Origin of the sequence: Nocardia sp. CA-136227 (assembly GCF_050955695.1) — a bacterium.
Taxonomy (GTDB): Bacteria; Actinomycetota; Actinomycetes; order Mycobacteriales; family Mycobacteriaceae; genus Nocardia.
This window is the reverse complement of record NZ_CP192081.1, coordinates 6,506,031-6,523,348: the sequence shown is the minus strand read 5'-3', so window position 1 is coordinate 6,523,348 and position 17,318 is coordinate 6,506,031. Positions and strand designations below refer to the sequence as shown.

Here is a 17,318-nt window from a genome sequence, read left to right as displayed (position 1 = left end):
GTTTACGGGAAACGCCGCACACGGACGGGTTCGTAGATGGCACTGTGAGCCGGGTCGCATCCGGGGCCCGTGGATACTGTGTGCGTGTCGTACCAAAAGCCGCGCAGCCAGAACGACTACAAGGACCTCATCTGGTCCTTGCTCCCGCTGGTGCTGATCTGCCTGGTCATCGCGGGCATCGCGAGCCAGTGCTCCTTCACCACGAAGGGGCCGACACAGGGCCAGATTCCGAACTTCGAAGTGAAGACCGCCCTCACCGACGACGCGCGGCACCTGTCGTTCCCGATCCGGCTGCCCGCGCTCCCCGACAGCGGGCCGGACAAGTGGACCCCCAACTCCGGCAGCCACGACACCATCACCGGCACCGGCGGCGGCGAACTCAGCACGGTCGGGTTCATCAGCCCCGAGGGCACCTACATGCAGCTGACGCAGTCCAACGCCACGGTGGACGCGCTCGCCAAGAAGTACGCGCCCGTGAAGGTCGCCACCGGCAGCGAGCAGCGCGGTGACCACAAGTGGAGCGTGTTCGCCGAACCCGGCTCCGAGCCCGCCTGGATCTCCGACTTCGGCGACGTCCGAATCCTGATCAAGGGCGCGGGCAACGGGGCGGCCTTCAACACACTGTCGACCGCCATCGGCCAGGCCCAGCCGCTGCCGCGCAGCTGATCCCGGCGACGCCGGGCCCGCTGTCCGGTCCGGGCGTCCCGCGTAGGTGCGTCTACTCCGCCGAAGAGCGGTGCGCGAGGGCGTCTTCCACGCGTTTGCGCGCACCCGCGAGATGCTGTTCGCAGCGGGTGGCCAGCGCCTCGCCGCGCTCCCACAGCGCCAGCGACTCGTCCAGGTCCATGCCGCCCTGCTCCAGCATCTTGACCACGTTCACCAGTTCGTCGCGAGCGCGCTCGTAGCCGAGGCCGGCGATCTCGGTGCGGTCGTCGTCGTTCATCAGGAGTCCTTCCGGGTCGGGCGGGGAGCCAGGGATTGGGAGCCGAGGGCCGCGGCGGAGATCGCGCCGTCGGCCACCCGGATACGGAGCTGGGTGCCGGGCGGCGAGTCCTCGATGGCCCGGACCACCTCGCGGTCCTTGCCGTTCACCCGCTGCACCACGGCGTAACCGCGGGCCAGCGTGGCGGCCGGGCCGACCGCCGCGAGTTTCTCGCGCAGGTGCCGGGTGGTGGTGGACTCGCCCGAGAGCCGATGATCCACCGCGCGCTGGGCGGCGGCACGCAGGCGCTCCACCTCGTCGTGACGCTGGTCGAGCAGGCGCAGCGGGTCGGCCAGCACCGGGCGCGAACGCAATTGGGTCAGGGCGCGGGCCTCCCGGTCCACCCAGCCACGCAGGGCCGCGTTGGCGCGCGACCGAAGCTCCTGCAGCAACGCGGTTTCCGCGGCCGCGTCGGGGACGATCCGCTTGGCGGCGTCGGTGGGGGTGGCGGCGCGCAGGTCAGCCACGTAGTCCGAGATCGGATTGTCCGGTTCGTGGCCGATGGCGCTGACGATCGGGGTCTTCGCGGAAACGATGGCGCGGCACAGGGTCTCGTCGGAGAACGGCAGCAGATCCTCGGTGCTGCCGCCGCCGCGCGCCAGCACAATCACATCCACCTCGGGATTCGCGTCCAGCGCCGTGATGGCCTCGAGGATCTGCGGCACCGCGGTCGGGCCCTGCACGGCGGTATTGCGGATCTCGAACCGCACCGCGGGCCAGCGCTGCGTCGCCACCGTCACCACATCGTGCTCGGCGGCGCTGGCGCGGCCGGTGATCAGGCCGATCCGATTGGGCAGGAACGGGATCGGACGCTTGAGCCGCGGATCGAACAGGCCCTCCGCCGCCAGCAGCGCCTTCAACCGCTCGATGCGGGCCAGCAGCTCGCCGATCCCCACCGGGCGAATCTCGGTGACCCGCAACGACACCGTGCCGCGGCCGGTGAAGAACGACAGCTTGCCGTACACGACGACCCGGCTGCCCTCCTGCAACGGCACCGCGGAACCGCGCAGCAGCTCCGGATCGCAGGTCACCGACAGCGACATGTCCGCGGCCGTGTCCCGCAGCACCAGAAACGCGGTACGGGTGCCCGGGCGCAGATTCATCTGGGTGATCTGGCCCTCCACCCACACCGCGCCCAGCCGGTCGATCCACTGCGCCACCTTGACGGCGATGGTCCGCACCGGCATCGGGTTCTCGGCGGACGAACTCGGCGGCTTCGCGGCGCCCGGCGTCGTTTCGGTGCTCACACAATTCCGCCTCTCCGAGTATTTAGCGGGCGGCATAGAGCCGTATCCGGTTTCGCACCCGTGCCGGCGGTCAGGTGCCGGACCGATTTTGGGCGTACCCGGGAAGTTACCCCGGTCGGCGCGAGATCAGTGGTCGCGTCCACATACGTCTCGAAACGCCGGTCGTGGCCTGAGCCTCGACCGGCGTTTGACGAACGTGTGAACTCTACTGGGCGGTCACCGTGGCGATGCGGTTGGTCAGCATCGTGACGAACGGTGCGCGGGCGCGGGTCTCCTGCTCGTAGGCGAGGAGCGCGGCCAGATCGTCCACCGACAGCTGACGTAGTCGCGCGCGCAGCTGGGCGATGGTCATGTCCGCGTACCCGAAGCGGGTCGCCACTTCGGGCTCGGTGACGGCGGTCTCGGGCTCGGCGGCGACCTCGGGCTCGGCCGGGGCGGGCTCGGCGTCGGCCACGAGTTCCAGCTTGGCCGGGGCGCTGCCGTTGTGGCCGTTGGTTGCTGCCTTGGCAGCCGTTACGGGCGCGGCGGTCTCGGTGGCCTCCGGTTCGGCAGCCTCCTGCGCGGCCGATTCGGCGGGCACCGGAGCGAATTCGGGCTCGGTGAAGAGGTCGAAACGGCTCCGGTACGCCGATTCGGAGCCGAAGCTGGAAGTTTGCTCGTCGTCATCGTCCTCATCGAAGGTGGCCCAGGCGGGCTGCTCCTCGGACTGGGTGAGCAAACGGTCGAAGACGGCGTCGCCCTTGAGAGCGAGGCTGGTCACGAACTGCTGGAGGTGCATGGTGGTCTGCAGCATCTGGCTGATCGCGGTGATCGGGAAGTTGATCGCGGTCGCCGGTAGCCGACGAGTTTCCTCGAGGGCGTAGACGGCGGCCCCGGCGGCGACCCGGGCCAGGAACGGAGGTCGGAACATGCCCCTAGCCTGCCCGAAACGCCGTGTGATGCAAAGGTGACAGCGCACGAAAAGTGATTGTGATGCCAACCTCCGCGCGAATGCGCGCCGGGCCGCACACGTATTCTGTGGGGCATGTCCTCGGGTATCCCTTTGAACGTCGGAATCGTCCGGTCCGCGGCGGGTGATGCCGGCGCGCCGCTGAGTCCTTCGCACAAGCGCGTACTGCTCGCCGAACCCCGCGGTTATTGCGCCGGTGTGGACCGGGCGGTCGAAACTGTGGAGAAGGCGCTCGAAAAGCACGGCGCCCCCCTCTATGTCCGCAAAGAAATCGTGCACAACCGGCATGTGGTGGAAACCCTGCGGGACCGCGGTGTGATCTTCGTCGACGACACCGAGGAGGTGCCGGAGGGCGCGCTCGTGGTGTTCTCCGCGCACGGCGTCTCCCCGGCCGTGCACGAATCCGCCGCCGCCCGCAAGCTGCACACCATCGACGCCACCTGCCCGCTGGTCACCAAGGTGCACCAGGAGGCCAAGCGCTTCGCCCGCGACGACTTCGACATCCTGCTGATCGGCCACGAGGGCCACGAGGAGGTCGAGGGCACCGCCGGTGAGGCGCCCGAGCACGTACAGCTGGTGGACGGCCCGGACGCCGTCGACGCCGTCACCGTGCGCGACGAGAACAAGGTGATCTGGCTCTCCCAGACCACGCTGTCGGTCGACGAGACCATGGAGACCGTCGACCGGCTGCGGCAGAAGTTCCCCAAGCTGCAGGATCCGCCCAGCGACGACATCTGCTACGCCACCTCCAACCGCCAGACCGCGGTGAAGGCGATGGCCCCCGAATGCGATCTGGTGATCGTGGTCGGCTCGCGCAACTCGTCCAACTCGGTGCGGCTGGTGGAGGTCGCGCTCAGCGCCGGCGCCCGCGCCGCGTACCTGGTGGACTACGCCCGCGAGGTGGATACCGCCTGGCTGGAGGGCATCGGCACGGTCGGCGTCACCTCGGGCGCCTCCGTTCCGGAGATCCTCGTGGAGGGTGTGCTGGAACTGCTGGCCGAGCACGGTTTCGGTGAGGTGGTGCCGGTCACCACCGCCAACGAGACGCTGGTCTTCTCGCTGCCGCGCGAACTGCGTGCCGCGCGCGGGTAATCCCGCCGCCGGGTTATCCGGCTCCGAAAACACATTCGCGCCTGCCACATTCGTTGTGGCGGGCGCGAATTGCTATCCGGATGATCTTATTTCGTCCCGAATTTCGTGATTGCCGGAAATCTACGGCGATCGTCGCTCGGGTGTCGCGGTCAGCGTTCGATGCGGCCGGAATCGCGTTCGCGATAGCGCACATTCGGACGCGGATGCGGGGGCACCTCGCCCGGCTGCGGACGACGACGGCGGCCACCCTCGGCCGCGGGGGCCGGATTGGCGGCGGGAGCCGCGCCGCGTCCCGCGGCCTGCTCGGGACTCTGGGCGCGCCGGCGACGGCCGTCGCCCGCGGCGGGATCCGGCGCGGGCTGCGCGGCGCGGCGTTCCCCGGTGCGGGTGCGGTCGGCCGGGGCGGCGCGACGCTCGCCGCCGCGGGGCGGCTCGGCGGGGGCCGCGCGGCGATCCCCGGTGCGCGGCTGCTGCTGCTCGCCGTTCTGGCCGCGGCGGCGGCCCTCGGCGGGGGCGGCGGACTGGTCCGGGCGCGCCGGGCGGCGGCGGCCCTCGGTGGCGGGCGGGGTGCGATCGGCGGCGGCCGGATCGGCCTCGCGGGAGCGGCGACGGGTCTCCCCGGACTGCCGGTTCGCGCCCACCCGCGGCGGGTCGGCGGCGACCCGGCCGGCGGCGCGGCGGGACGAACGGGTGGACTCGGTCTCGGTGGGTTCGGTCACGCCCGCACCCGTGGTGTCGTCGCCGGGCCGGAAGCGGCGTCTGGCGGGGTCCTTGGAGTCGGCGGGCCGGGTGCGCTGGGCGCGCGCGCCGCCGGGTCGGGTGGCGCGACCCCGGAGCGTGCGGGCCTCGCCGTCGACCCCGTCCTTGCCCTCCTTGCGGTGCATGGCGATCCGGACCGCGCCGACGATCAGTACCAGCGTGGTGGCGAGCGCCATCGTCGGGAAGCGGTTCACCAGCGGGATGGCCAGATTCAGCAGGATCTCGCGCAGCTTGAAGCTGCGGGCCGAGCCCAGCAGGAGTTGATACGACACCGGCACCGCGATGAACAGCAGCAGCGGCGGCAGCACCAGCGCGGTGAACAGTCCCCGGAAGCGGACCGCGATAACGGCCAGCAGACAGCCGATCACGTACAGGCTGGCGAACGTGCCGGTGAGCTCGTCGCCGCCCATCGAATCGATCAGGAACCCGACGAACGTGCACGTCACGGCGATCAGGACCGCGATCGGGGCCGAGACGCCGGGAACCGACGGCAGGATCGAACGGTGCGACGGGGGCACCTCGGTTCGCTCGCGTTGGGTAACTGCCACGTCAAGCACACTAAGGCATGCAGGTGTTTCACGAGGCAGGCGACATCAGGCAGGTATTCCGAATCGCATGAACCAGGAGTTAGCTGTGGCGCGTGCGCCCTGGGACCGAGCGGTTGCTCAGGCCTCACCCGCCTCGTCGCCACGGAACCGATATTCGTCTCCGGCGAAGCCGACCGCGCGGGGCCAGCTGTCGATACTGCGGACCTCCGGCGGGGCGGCGTCCGCGACACCGAGATCGTGCATCTTGCGGGCCGTGACCAGCACCCGCGACTCCATCGACGCGACCGTGTGGTTGTAGGCGTCGACCGCCTTGCCCAGCTGGGATCCCAGCCGGTCCAGGTGGCGGCCGGTGGTGCCGAGCCGGGTGTAGAGCTCGCGGCCCAGCTGCTGGATCAGGGCCATGTCCGCCGACATCGCCTCCTGCCGCCAGCCCAGCGCCACCGTGCGCAGCAGCGCCATGAGTGTGGTGGGCGTCGCCAGGACCACATTGCGACCGAAGGCGTACTCGAGCAATCCGGAATCGGCGGTGAGCGCCGCGTCGAGGAACGGATCGCCGGGGACGAACAGCACCACGAAATCGGGGGAGGGGTCGAAGGCCGCCCAGTACTCCTTGGCCGCCAGCTGATCGACGTGATTGCGCAGGTGCCGCGCGTGCAGGGCCAGATGATTGGCGCGTTCGCGCGGGTCCTCGGTTCCCGCGGCGTCGAGGAACGCGGTGCACGGCACCTTGGCGTCCACCACGATCTGACGGCCGCCGGACAGCCGCACCACCAGATCCGGCCGCACCACCGTGTCGCCGCGGCGGGTCACCTGGGTGTCGAAATCGCAGTGCCGGGCCATGCCGGCCAGCTCCACCACCCGTTCCAGCTGGATCTCGCCCCAGCGGCCGCGCACCTGGGGTGCGCGCAGGGCGGCCACCAACTGACCGGTCTGCGTGGACAACTGATGCGACATCCGCTGCATGCCCGCGACCTGTTCGCGCAGGCCGGAATACGCGTTGATGCGGTTGTGCTCGACTTCCTGGATATGCCGGTCCAGGCTGCCGACCGCGTCGCGCAGCGGTTCCACCAGCGCGCCGATCGCATGCGACTGCCGCCGCGCCGCGTCCTCGCTGGCCGCCCCGAGTGATTGCCGCAACAACCGCTCGTTGTCCCGCATGGCCGCGAGTCTCGCCTCGGCCATCGCACCCCGCTGTCCCGCCCGCGCGGCATGCCCCAGCCAGCCCAGGGCCAGCCCCGAAACGAACACCAACAGCAGCGCGAACAGCATCGGTGCGGTCATGGCCTGTGATAGTGCCGTACGACACCGACAATCCCGTGAATCCGGCACCGGTGCCGTGTCTTTGGGGTGCGAAGTTGCCGGGGACGCGCCGAGGGCGGATGAATTTGTCGGAGCGATCGCCTAGCGTTCTCCGACATGCGGATCCTGCACACCTCCGACTGGCATATCGGGCGCACCTTTCACGGCGTCGATCTGCTGACGGATCAGGAGTGCTCGCTGCTGGCCATCGCGGAATTGGTGCGGGCGGAGGGGGTGGACGTGGTCGTGCTGCCGGGGGACGTGTACGACCGTTCCATTCCCAGCGCGGATGCGATCGCGGTGTGTAATCGAGGATTCGAGGCAATTCGGGCGGCGGGGGCGACGATTATCGCGACCTCCGGAAATCATGACTCGCCGACTCGGCTGGGTGCGCTCGGGAGTTTCGCGGCGGCGGGCGGATTGCATTTGCGCTGCCGGATCGCGGATGTGGCGCGGCCGATCGTGCTTTCCGACGAGTTCGGTGAAATTGCCTTTTACGGCATTCCGTACTTGGAGCCGGAGATCACCCGGGTGGAATTGGGTGTACCGCAGGCGCGTTCACACGCCGAGATTCTGGACGCGGCCATGGGGCGGGTGCGTGCGGATCTGGCGGGGCGGACCGGGGCCCGCTCGGTGGTGCTGGCGCACGCGTTCGTGGTGGGCGGTGAGGCGACTGGTTCGGAGCGGTCCATTTCCGTCGGCGGGGTGGAGACGGTGTCGCTGTCGGCGTTCGACGGGATCGACTACACGGCCCTGGGGCACCTGCACTCGCCGCAGACGCTGTCGGAGTCGGTCCGGTATTCGGGATCGCCGCTGCCGTACTCGTTCGGTGAGCGCTCGCACCGCAAGGCCGTGTGGATCGTGGATCTCGACGCCTCGGGGCTCGCGGAGGTGCGGCGCCACGATCTCCCGGTGGTGCGGGGGCTGTCCCAGCTCACCGGACCGCTGGAATCCCTCCTGGAATCGCCGGAGCACGCCGAAGCCGAAGCCCACTATGTGTCGGCCACCCTGACCGACACCGCGCGCCCCGTGGACGCGCTGCGCCGGCTGCGCGACCGCTTCCCGCACGCCGTCCACGTGGAATGGCAACGCCCGGAGGGCAACCCGGAACTCCGCTACCGCGAACGCGTCCACGGCCGCCGCGACACCGAGATCGCCCAGAGCTTCCTCTCCGACGTCCGGGGCGTCCCGACCGCGGGTGAGACGACCTGGCTCGAACGCGCCCTCTCCGCCGCCACCCGCGAAAAGGACGGCCCCCGCCGCGTTTCCGCACCGGACGAGCGCACGGTGTTCCCCGCGGCGGCGGCTGCTCCCGTGGAGAGTGCATCCGTGCCGGCCGAGGCGGTTTCCGCGCAGACGGTCGCGGTGCCGGCCGAGGTGAGTGCCGTTCAGCATGCTGCCGTGCCGGCCGAGGCGGATGCTGCCCGGCCGGGGGCGTCCGAGGCGGAGCGGGTGGTCAGCGCGGCCGGGTTCGACGGGTCGGTGCGCGGGGCGGACGCGGCGGAGGCGGATGCGGCGCTCGGGTTGTTCGATGTGGAGGAATTCGGTCTCGGGACGGGTGAATCCGGCGAGACCGCGGACGGGATGACCGCGTGAGCGTTGGGGTGCGGGGCATTTCGGCGTGTCCCGCCGGTGCGGGCGCGCGATCGGTTGTCGAATGGGTCGAGGCGTTGCGGGAAGGGGTCACGGCATGCGGCTGCATCGGCTGGAGCTGACGGCGTTCGGGCCGTTCGCCGAGACGGCCGTGGTGGATTTCGACGAGCTGGGCGCGGACGGGCTGTTCCTGCTGCACGGGCAGACCGGGGCCGGGAAGACCACGGTGCTCGACGCCATCGCCTTCGCGCTGTACGGGAAGGTGCCCGGCGCGCGCGAGGAGGGCAAGCGCCTGCACTCCGATCACGCCGACGAGCAGACCCCGCCCCGGGTGCTGCTCGAGGCCACCGTCGGCGGCCGGACGCTGCGCCTGATCCGCTCCCCGGAATTCCAGCGCCCCAGCAAGCGCGCCAAATCCGGGTGGGTGAAGGAGAACTCGGTCGCCACCCTGGAATGGCTGGACGGCCGTGGCCAGAACCTCTCGCGCATTCCCGACATCGGCGACGAGGTGCTGCGCCTGCTCGGCATGAGCGCCGACCAGTTCTTCCAGGTCGTCCTGCTGCCCCAGGGCGATTTCGCGCGCTTCCTGCGCGCCGACAACGAGGAACGCGAGAAGCTCCTCGAAAAGCTCTTCGACACCGAACGTTTCGGCACCGCCGAACAGTGGCTCATCGACAAGCGCCGCGCCGGCACCGCCGAGCTCGACACCCGTAAGCACGGCATCGACGCTCTGATCGCCCGTGTCGGCACCGCCGCCGGTCTGCCCGCCACCGACTCCGCCACCATCCTCGAATCGGTCGCCTGGTCGCAGTCCCTGTTGACCGCCGCCCGCACCACGCTGACCGCCACCTCCGTGGACCTCCAACAGCGCCAGCAGGATTCGTCGAAGGTCCGCGCCGCCGCCGAGGCCGAGCGCCGCCGCCATGACCTGTTCCGCCGCCGCGCCACGGCACAGGCGCAGCTCGCCGAGTTCACGGCGACCGCCACCCAGCGCATGGTCCGCCAGTCCGAGCTCGACCGCGCTCGTCGCGCCGAACCGGTCGCCGCCGCCCTCGCCGAGGCCCGCACCGCCGCCGTCGCCCTGCGCCGCCGCACCGACGACGCCACCCGTGCCGCCGAACAACTCGCCGATCGCCTCCTCGACCCCGCGACCGCCGAACTCCCCGGAACCACTTGGGCCGCAGCTGACCTGGCCGCCACCGAGCTCGCGGGCACCGACCTCGCCACCGACCTGACCGACCTCCCCGCGCCCGGAATCCAGCCGGACTCCACGGATGCCGGTGACGAGCTTCCGCACCTTCGCGCGAACCACCTTGGCGCGGACATCGATACGGGTTCGGCGCGCACGGGTGGGCTGGACGACCTGCCCCGGGCCGGCTCCGGCGGCGGGCTCGAGGCGGCGGTACAGCGGTGGAGCGCGCAGGTGGGGGCGCTGGATGAGGTGCGGGCCGATGCCGAGTCGGCGAATCAGCTGACTCGGGAATTGTCGGGGCTGCGGACCGAGCAGAAGGATCTGGCGGCTCGGGCGGCGAAGCTGATCGCGCGGCTGGGGGAGTTGCCGGAAGCCGTTGCGGGGGTCGAGGTTCGGTTGCGTGGGTCCGCGGATGCGGCCGCCGCGCTGGCCGGGCTGGAGGCCGAGTGCCTGCGGTTGCGGACGTCGGCGGAGGCCGCGGTCGAGCTCGAGCGGAAGCGGGGGGAACTGGCGCGGGCGGGAACCACCTTCGAGCAGGCGAGGACCGCGCACGCGGAGGCGTGGAAGCGGACGCAGGCCCTGCGGGAACAGCGGATGGCGGGGATGGCCGCGGAATTGGCGGAGGCGCTGGTCGAGGGGGAGCCGTGCGCGGTGTGCGGGTCCGACGCGCACCCGAATCCGGCCCGGCCCGCCGAGCACGCGGTGTCCAAGGCGGACGAGGACGCGGCGCTGGCCACCGAACGGGCGGCGGAGGCCGCCCGGGAGCGGGCGGGTCAGCTGGTGGCGGAGCTCGAGCGCGCCGTCGAGGTGCTGGTCGAGCGGGGCGGCGACGTCGACAAGGCGGAACTGGCCGCGGCGCTGGACGATTCGACGCGGCAGTTCACCGCCGCCAAACGAGCGGCGGGGCTGGTGGACGGGCTCACCGCCGAACTGAACACGCTGCGCGCCGATCAGACCCGGCTCCAGAACGAGGCGCGCGAGTGCGAGAGCCGCGTGAGCGCGACGACCGAGCGGATCGTGGCCACAGATCGTCGGCTGGCCGAACTCACCGAGCGGCTGCGTGCCGCCGCCGGAGCCGATGGCACGGTCGAGCGGCGGCGTGCGCGGCTGGCGGCCCTGGTCGAAGAAGCCAGTGTGGTCCGCGCGGCCCGCGTCGAAGCCGTCACCGCCCGCGAGCAGGTGGCAGCGGCCGCCGTGCGGGTCGAAAAGCTGTCGTACGAAGCGGGTTTGGTGGAGTCCGCGCCCCCGGTGATGGGGGAGTCCGGCCCGGATTACGCCGTGCTGGGCGAGTACGCCCGCGCGGTCGACGCCGCCTCACGCACGACGGCGCAGCAGTCGGAGATCGAGGACGAGCTCGTGGCCGCCGACCGCGCTCGCGCCCACGCCGAGGCCGTTCTCGCCGAGCCGGAGATCCGCGCCGCCGGGGATACGGAACCGGGCGATCCGGGTGAGCTGGAAAACGCTGTGGCCCAGTCGGAATCGGAACTGAACCGGGCGGTGGCCGCGCACGCCGAAGCGGAGCGGCGGGTCAAGCAACTGACGGCCCTCTGCACGCAGTTGCAGACCGACGTCGAACACATCGCCCCGTTGCAGCGCGCTCACGACGAACTGGCCCGCCTGTCCGAGGTGGTCGCGGGCCGCGGCGAGAACAATCGCCGCATGTCCCTGCGCTCCTACGTGCTGGCCGCCCGCCTGGAGGAGGTGGCCCTGGCCGGATCGGTCCGCCTGCGCCGAATGTCCGGTGGCCGCTACGAATTCGTTCACACCGACGCCGCCGGCCCCCGTGGCCGTCGCGGCGGCCTGGGCCTCGACATCCGCGACGACTACACCGGCGCGGTCCGCCCCGCCAAAACCCTCTCCGGCGGCGAGACCTTCATGGCCTCCCTATCCCTGGCCCTCGGCCTGGCCGACGTCGTCTCCGCTGAATCGGGCGGCCTGGTCATGGACACCCTCTTCATCGACGAGGGTTTCGGCAGTCTCGACGCCGACACCCTCGACTCGGTCATGGGTGTCCTCGACGAACTCCGCTCCGGCGGCCGCGTGGTCGGCGTGGTCAGCCACGTCGACGAAATGCGCCAGCGCATCCCCAGCCGCCTCCACGTCATCCGCGGCCGCACCGGCTCCCGCCTGGAAACCTCCGTCGGCGTCTGAGCGGTCAGCTGCGGGCGAAGCGGACTTCGGCTCGGGCTCGGGCCTTGGCGGCTTCGACCTCGCGGTCCTTGGGCGGGGCGTTGGTGGTCAGCCCCTCGAGGAGGCGGGTGGTGGCCGCGGTGATCTCCTCGACGGCGAGGTCGAAGGCGGCCTGGTTGGTCTGGGAGGGTTTGGCGGTTCCGCTGATCTTGCGGACGTATTGCAGGGCGGCCGCGTGCACCTCGTCCGGGGTGGCCGGCGGCTCGAAGTTGTGCAGGGTGTGGATGTTGCGGCACATGGTTGCGAGCGTACGCCGGGGCACCGACACCCCCGGTCAGAGTGATGTCGCTGGTCGGGAGGGTATGGGTCAGGCGGATTCGTGGTCGAGCAGCCAGCGTTTCACGGGCAGCCCGTAGCGGAAGCCGCCGAGGCTGCCGTCGGTGCGGATGACGCGGTGGCAGGGGACGAACAGGGCGGCCGCGTTGCGGGCGCAGGCGTTGGCGGCGGCGCGGGTGGCGGCGGGGCGGCCGGAGATGACCGCGAAGTCGGTGTAGGTGACCGGCTCGCCCGCGGGCACCTTGCGCAGGATCTCCCAGGCGTGGGTGAGGAACGGCCCGGAGACCTGCCGGACGGGAATGGCGTCGATGGCGGTCAGATCACCCGCGTGATAGTCGGCGATGGCCCGCGAGACCGGCCCGAGCGAATCGCGGGCCCGCAGTTCGGCGGGCCGGATGCTGGGGTGGATGAGCGCGCGCAGTTCCTCCGCCGAGGCTGTCCAGCCCGAGGCCAGGACCACCCCGTCGGCGTCCACCACGGCCGTGAACGGCCCGGCCGCGGTAGTGGTAGTGGCGTAATCCGCTGGTGCGTGTGTGTTTTCGGAGCTCATGAGGGATGTCCTCCGGGTGGGAGTCGGTGGCGTGCTCACTGGGCAGCGCGCCGGCCGAGCGGTTCGATTTTCGCGGAGGCCCGCGGCTCGGGGTTGGCCAGGGCGTGCTTCCACAGGTGCATGGTCAGGTAGGAGCGCCACGGCGACCAGCGGGCCGTCGCGGTGAGATCCACGCCGAGTAGCGCGGCCCCGCGCCGCACCACCAGGTCGGACGGCAGCAGCACGTCGGGGTCGGCGAGCAGGCGCATCGTCACGTAGTCGGCGGTCCACGGCCCGACGCCGTCGAGGGCGAGCAGGTCGCGGCGGAGTTCGGCGGCGGTGCGGCCGGAGTGCAGCACGAGGTCCCCGGAGGCGAGGGCCTTGGCCGCGCCGACGATGGCCTCGATCCGCCGCCCGGGCCCGGTGAGCACCTCGGAGCCGTGTTCGGCGATGGCCTCGGCGGTGGGGAACAGGTGCGGGATGGGCCCGTCGATGGGCTCGCCGAGCTGCTGCACCAGTCGCGCGGTGTGGGTATTGGCGGCCGCCACCGAGATCTGCTGCCCGATCATGGTGCGCAGCAACAGCTCCGGACCGTCCAGGCAGCCGGGCACCCGGATGCCCGCGGGCAGCACGATGCCGTTCGCCCGGCCATCGCCGTTCGAGCGCGGCACGACACCGTTCGCAGGCGACACGGCAGCGGCACCGTTGGAGCGCTGCGCGGTCGGATCCGCCCCTGGTACCTCGCAGGGTAGGCCCACACGCAGCGGCATCCCCGCCATGCCCGCCGTCAACGCCTCGTCGATACCGACCGGATCCGCGTCGAGGTCGAGGAAGTGCCGGATGCGCGCCACGGTCGGCGCGAGATCCCGCATGTCCTGCAACGACAACGCCGCCCGCACATGCCCCGGCTGAATCGACAGCCGAATGGTGGTGTGACCGTGCGGCGTTCGCAGGCTGCGCGTGTACACCCCGCTCTCGTACAGCTCCAGCCCGGGCACCGCGTGCGCCGCCAGGAACCATTCCAGCCACGACCGGTCCAGCGGTTCCCGGTAGGGCAGCCGCAGGGTGAGCAGCCCGTTGGTGGCGGGCAGGGTGTCGCCGTTGCGGCGCCGGGATTCCTCGCGCAGCGCGGTGGGGCTGACCGCGAAGACCTCGCGCACGGTGTCGTTGAACTGCCGGATGCTGGCGAATCCGGCCGCGAACGCGATGTCGGACATGGGCAGCCGGGTGGTCTGGATGAGCAGTCGCGCGGTGTGGGCGCGGTGGGCGCGCGCCAAAGCCAGTGGGCCCGCGCCGAGTTCGCCGGTGAGCACCCGGGTGAGCTGGCGTTGCGAGTAGCCGAGGGCGTTGGCGAGGGCCGGGACGCCGCCGCGTTCGATGACGCCGTCGCCGATCAGCCGCATGGCCCGGGAGGCCAGGTCGGCGCGGGTGTTCCACAGCGGTGACCCGGGCGCGGCGTCGGGCAGGCAGCGGCGGCAGGCCCGGAATCCGCCCTGCTGGGCGGCGGCCGCGGTCGGCAGGAAGGTGACGTTGGCCCGTTTGGGGGTGATGGCCGGACAGGAAGGGCGGCAATAGATTCCGGTGGTGCGTACCGCGGTCACGAAGTGACCGTCGAACCGGGAGTCCCGGGTGGCCACGGCGCGGTAGCAACGCTCGAAGTCCAAGTCGTTCGCACTCACGCATACCACCATGGCAGCCCGAGCGTCCCCGCGCTAGCGGGAATCGGCCATCAGGGTGGGCGGAAAACCGCCACCCGGGCTCAGCAGCAGCGGTTTGCCGGATTCCTGTCCGCGGCGGCGTGCCGGTCGCGCCAGTAGTCCCGTTCGCTGGGAATCGCGCAGCCGGGGTGGTGCAGGCGCTGATGCTGCACGTAGCGGGCGTAATCGTTGCCGCCCAGGATCGAGTTGAACCACCAGGCAACGGCTTTCACGGCCCGGATGAGGGCGAGCCCCGCCCGCCGCAGTGGACTTGCGGTGGACGGGGCGTCGGGGGTGGTCATCGGCGCGTCAATGCCTCGCGCCGGGTGCGACGACCTTGCCCTCGGCGATCAGGGCGTCCCACTCCTGCTGGACCTCCCGTTCCGCCTTGCTGGCGATGAACCCCTTGGGGCCGAACAGCTTCGACGGCACTTCCTCGGTCTCGGTGGTCGAGCTGCCGCCCGCGCGGATGGCCTTCACGCAGACCCAGACGCCGACCAGCGCCACGATCAGCACCATCACCGCGAAAACGATCGACAGCGTGCCCTGGATGAAGGTATTGCGGATGATCTTGTCCATATTGCTGATCTGCGTGTTCAGCGCGTCGACATCCTTGATGCCCTTCGGCAGCTGACCGGTGTCGCGGGCCGCGATGTAGGCGTTCTGCTTGTCGATGGTGTTGTAGTGCAGCGTCCAGTAGCCGATCTTCGGGTCACCGGAGAAGATCTTCTGGAACGAGGCCGTCATGGTGACGATCAGGTCCCAGACCAGCGGAACCGCCGGGATCCAGGCCCATTTCAGCAGGCCCTTCTTCACCACGATCACCAGCACGACGGTCAGCGCGATGGCCGCGAGCAGCTGGTTGGAGATGCCGAACAGCGGGTACAGCGTGTTGATGCCGCCCAGCGGGTCGGTGACACCCATCAGCAGCACCGAACCCCACGCGGCCACCACGAGTCCGGAGCAGATGAACACGCCCGGCCACCACGACGGGTCGCGGAACTTCTTGGCGGCGCCGCCCAGGTTACCCAGCGAGTCCGAGAGCATGAACCGCGCGACACGGGTGCCCGCGTCGATGGTGGTGAGGATGAACAGCGCCTCGAACATGATGGCGAAGTGGTACCAGAACGCCTTGAGGCTGTTGCCGCCGATGAACTTGTGCATGATCTCGGTCATGCCGATGGCGAGGGTGGGCGCGCCACCGGTGCGGGAGTAGACCCGGGACTCGCCCGTGCCCGCCGCCACGTCGTTCAGGTACTGCGCGTCGATCGGGTTGCCGCTCAGGCCGAGCTTGTTGACGCTGTCGGCGGCCGCCTGCGCGGAGGTCATATTGGGGGTGTTGATCGCGAAGTACAGGTGCTGGTCCAGGATCGACGCCGCGATGATGGCCATGACCGCGACGAACGACTCCATGAGCATGCCGCCGTAGCCGATCATCCGCGCCTGCGACTGCTTCTCCAGCAGTTTGGGCGTGGTGCCCGAGGACACCAGCGAGTGGAAGCCCGACAGCGCGCCGCACGCGATGGTGATGAACAGGAACGGGAACAGGCTGCCCGCGAAGGACGGTCCGTTGGAGTTGCTCGCGAACTGGGAGACCGCGGGGGCCTTCAGCACCGGCATGGTGGCGAGCACGCCGAGGGCGAGCAGGCCGATGGTGCCGATCTTCATGAAGGTCGACAGGTAGTCGCGCGGGGCGAGCAGCATCCACACCGGCAGCACCGAGGCGACGAAGCCGTAGATGATCAGCATCCAGGAGATGGTGGTGCCCGACAGCGTGAACAGGTCACGGCCCCAACCGGATCCGGCGACCCAGTTGCCGGAGATGATGGCCAGCATCAGCGCCGCGAAACCGATGATCGACACCTCGCCGACCTTGCCGGGCCGCAGGTAGCGCAGGTACAAGCCCATGAACAGCGCGATCGGGATGGTCATGGCGATGGAGAACACACCCCACGGGCTGCCGCCCTCGAGGACGTGGGTGGTCTTGTTCTCGGTCGCCGCAAGGGCATTCACGACGACGATGCCGAGCACGGCGAGCAGGATCATCATGATGACGAGCACGGCGACGATGGCCGCCACGCCGCCGACCACACCGAGTTCGTCGCGCGCCATCTGGCCCAGCGAGCGGCCGCGGCGTTTCACCGACGCCCACAGGACCAAATAGTCCTGCACCGCACCGGCCAGCACCACGCCGACGATGATCCAGATGGTGCCGGGTAGGTAGCCCATCTGGGCGGCGAGCACCGGACCGACCAGCGGGCCCGCGCCGGCGATGGCGGCGAAGTGGTGGCCGAAGAGGACCCGCCGGTCCATCGGCATGTAGTCCTTGCCGTTCTCCATCTCCTCGGCGGGAGTGGCGATATCGTCACGCGGCTTGGTGATCTTGTATTCGATGAGCCGCGCGTAGAACTGGTAGGCGAGCACGTACGTGCACAGGGCCGCGATGACGATCCACACCGCGTTCACGTTCTCGCCGCGCATGAACGCGAGGATGGCCCAGGCGATCGCGCCGACGACGGCGATGGCGAGGAAGATGCCCTTCTTCGCCGTTGTCATGGGTGTCCGGTCCACGACGCCCACCGGTGGCAGGTCGGGATCCGTCCGGAGGTACTCGATGGTCGCCATGCGCCAACTCTCCCGTGCGGTACAACGGTCACTGATTCAAATGGTCACAACGTAGCCCAACCGACATGCCTCTGAACCGGCTTTGACCAGCCGTTCACCTGCAGGTCGTACCGCCGGGTACGGTTGGCCCGGGGGACGCTGTACCGGGCTCGGCGGGGTGTTGCGATCCGGTGCCATGCCCGCGAGTTCGCGTGTTTTCGACGTGTCGCGGGTAGCTCCCCGTATGCTGCCATGCTGGTTCGAGATCTACGTCACGGTGGTGGCATTAGTTCGTTTAGTTCACGGATATATCCTTCCGGCCGCCCCGTCGCCCGAGTCATGACCCCGCCGCGATCGTCCG

At 70.3% G+C, this 17,318-nt stretch carries 13 protein-coding genes and 1 pseudogene; 4 read left to right on the top strand and 10 right to left on the bottom strand.

Features of this window, described 5'->3' with window-relative positions; translation table 11 throughout:
• Window positions 1-84 precede the first annotated feature (84 nt).
• Window positions 85-666 (top strand): DUF4245 domain-containing protein, encoded by a 582-nt coding sequence (locus ACQP06_RS30300; protein ID WP_433668154.1) that lies wholly within the window; start codon window positions 85-87, stop codon window positions 664-666.
• A gap of 52 nt (window positions 667-718) precedes the next feature.
• Here the strand turns inward: ACQP06_RS30300 and ACQP06_RS30295 are convergent, their stop codons facing one another.
• From ACQP06_RS30295 to ACQP06_RS30285, 3 genes are all read right to left on the bottom strand, one after another.
• The gene (locus ACQP06_RS30295; protein WP_433668152.1) at window positions 719-943 is read right to left on the bottom strand and encodes an exodeoxyribonuclease VII small subunit; all 225 of its coding nucleotides are present in this window, start codon (window positions 941-943) and stop codon (window positions 719-721) included.
• Complete coding sequence (xseA, locus tag ACQP06_RS30290; RefSeq protein WP_433673472.1) at window positions 943-2,169, bottom strand: exodeoxyribonuclease VII large subunit; 1,227 nt, start codon at window positions 2,167-2,169, stop codon at window positions 943-945. The genes ACQP06_RS30295 and xseA overlap by 1 nt, the downstream gene beginning before the upstream one ends.
• A 265-nt stretch (window positions 2,170-2,434) precedes the next feature.
• Window positions 2,435-3,139: a lipid droplet-associated protein gene (locus ACQP06_RS30285; protein ID WP_433668150.1), complete on the bottom strand. Its 705-nt coding sequence runs from the start codon at window positions 3,137-3,139 to the stop codon at window positions 2,435-2,437.
• A 114-nt stretch (window positions 3,140-3,253) separates the two neighbouring features.
• Here ACQP06_RS30285 and ACQP06_RS30280 point away from each other — a divergent pair, with 114 nt between their 5' ends.
• Window positions 3,254-4,270, top strand: coding sequence for a 4-hydroxy-3-methylbut-2-enyl diphosphate reductase (locus tag ACQP06_RS30280; RefSeq protein WP_433668148.1), 1,017 nt, complete (start codon window positions 3,254-3,256; stop codon window positions 4,268-4,270).
• Between the two features lie 149 nt (window positions 4,271-4,419).
• Here ACQP06_RS30280 and ACQP06_RS30275 read toward each other — a convergent pair whose 3' ends face one another.
• Window positions 4,420-5,577: a DUF6542 domain-containing protein gene (locus ACQP06_RS30275; protein ID WP_433668146.1), complete on the bottom strand. Its 1,158-nt coding sequence runs from the start codon at window positions 5,575-5,577 to the stop codon at window positions 4,420-4,422.
• Between the two features lie 117 nt (window positions 5,578-5,694).
• On the bottom strand, window positions 5,695-6,858 hold the full coding sequence (locus ACQP06_RS30270) for a DNA recombination protein RmuC (protein ID WP_433668144.1): 1,164 nt from the start codon (window positions 6,856-6,858) through the stop codon (window positions 5,695-5,697).
• A gap of 135 nt (window positions 6,859-6,993) precedes the next feature.
• On the opposite strand from ACQP06_RS30270, the pseudogene ACQP06_RS30265 reads away from it, so the two are divergent.
• Both ACQP06_RS30265 and ACQP06_RS30260 read left to right on the top strand, forming a co-directional pair.
• A pseudogene (locus tag ACQP06_RS30265) lies at window positions 6,994-8,151 on the top strand (exonuclease SbcCD subunit D); the annotation flags it as partial.
• Between the two features lie 415 nt (window positions 8,152-8,566).
• Window positions 8,567-11,812: an AAA family ATPase gene (locus ACQP06_RS30260; protein WP_433668143.1), complete on the top strand. Its 3,246-nt coding sequence runs from the start codon at window positions 8,567-8,569 to the stop codon at window positions 11,810-11,812.
• Between the two features lie 4 nt (window positions 11,813-11,816).
• Here ACQP06_RS30260 and ACQP06_RS30255 read toward each other — a convergent pair whose 3' ends face one another.
• The 5 genes from ACQP06_RS30255 to ACQP06_RS30235 all read right to left on the bottom strand — a co-directional run bounded on the left by ACQP06_RS30255 (window position 11,817) and on the right by ACQP06_RS30235 (window position 16,978).
• Entirely contained in the window at window positions 11,817-12,089 is a 273-nt protein-coding gene (locus tag ACQP06_RS30255; protein WP_433668141.1) for a DUF2277 domain-containing protein, read from the bottom strand.
• A gap of 69 nt (window positions 12,090-12,158) precedes the next feature.
• Entirely contained in the window at window positions 12,159-12,677 is a 519-nt protein-coding gene (locus ACQP06_RS30250; RefSeq protein ID WP_433668139.1) for a methylated-DNA--[protein]-cysteine S-methyltransferase, read from the bottom strand.
• Window positions 12,678-12,712: 35 nt separating this feature from the next.
• On the bottom strand, window positions 12,713-14,347 hold the full coding sequence (locus ACQP06_RS30245) for a DNA-3-methyladenine glycosylase 2 family protein (protein WP_433668138.1): 1,635 nt from the start codon (window positions 14,345-14,347) through the stop codon (window positions 12,713-12,715).
• A 68-nt stretch (window positions 14,348-14,415) separates the two neighbouring features.
• The gene (locus ACQP06_RS30240) at window positions 14,416-14,655 is read right to left on the bottom strand and encodes a YbdD/YjiX family protein (RefSeq protein ID WP_433668136.1); all 240 of its coding nucleotides are present in this window, start codon (window positions 14,653-14,655) and stop codon (window positions 14,416-14,418) included.
• Between the two features lie 7 nt (window positions 14,656-14,662).
• Window positions 14,663-16,978 (bottom strand): carbon starvation CstA family protein, encoded by a 2,316-nt coding sequence (locus tag ACQP06_RS30235; protein ID WP_433668135.1) that lies wholly within the window; start codon window positions 16,976-16,978, stop codon window positions 14,663-14,665.
• Between the last annotated feature and the right edge of the window lie 340 nt (window positions 16,979-17,318).

Bases quoted from the DNA above. Each gene is read 5' to 3' on its own strand.
- ACQP06_RS30295 (WP_433668152.1), bottom strand. From the start codon at position 943: ATGAACGACGACGACCGCACCGAGATCGCCGGCCTCGGCTACGAGCGC.
- xseA (WP_433673472.1), bottom strand. From the start codon at position 2,169: ATGCCGGTGCGGACCATCGCCGTCAAGGTGGCGCAGTGGATCGACCGG.
- ACQP06_RS30285 (WP_433668150.1), bottom strand. From the start codon at position 3,139: ATGTTCCGACCTCCGTTCCTGGCCCGGGTCGCCGCCGGGGCCGCCGTC.
- ACQP06_RS30280 (WP_433668148.1), top strand. From the start codon at position 3,254: ATGTCCTCGGGTATCCCTTTGAACGTCGGAATCGTCCGGTCCGCGGCG.
- ACQP06_RS30270 (WP_433668144.1), bottom strand. From the start codon at position 6,858: ATGACCGCACCGATGCTGTTCGCGCTGCTGTTGGTGTTCGTTTCGGGG.
- ACQP06_RS30260 (WP_433668143.1), top strand. From the start codon at position 8,567: ATGCGGCTGCATCGGCTGGAGCTGACGGCGTTCGGGCCGTTCGCCGAG.
- ACQP06_RS30255 (WP_433668141.1), bottom strand. From the start codon at position 12,089: ATGTGCCGCAACATCCACACCCTGCACAACTTCGAGCCGCCGGCCACC.
- ACQP06_RS30250 (WP_433668139.1), bottom strand. From the start codon at position 12,677: ATGAGCTCCGAAAACACACACGCACCAGCGGATTACGCCACTACCACT.
- ACQP06_RS30245 (WP_433668138.1), bottom strand. From the start codon at position 14,347: ATGGTGGTATGCGTGAGTGCGAACGACTTGGACTTCGAGCGTTGCTAC.
- ACQP06_RS30240 (WP_433668136.1), bottom strand. From the start codon at position 14,655: ATGACCACCCCCGACGCCCCGTCCACCGCAAGTCCACTGCGGCGGGCG.
- ACQP06_RS30235 (WP_433668135.1), bottom strand. From the start codon at position 16,978: ATGGCGACCATCGAGTACCTCCGGACGGATCCCGACCTGCCACCGGTG.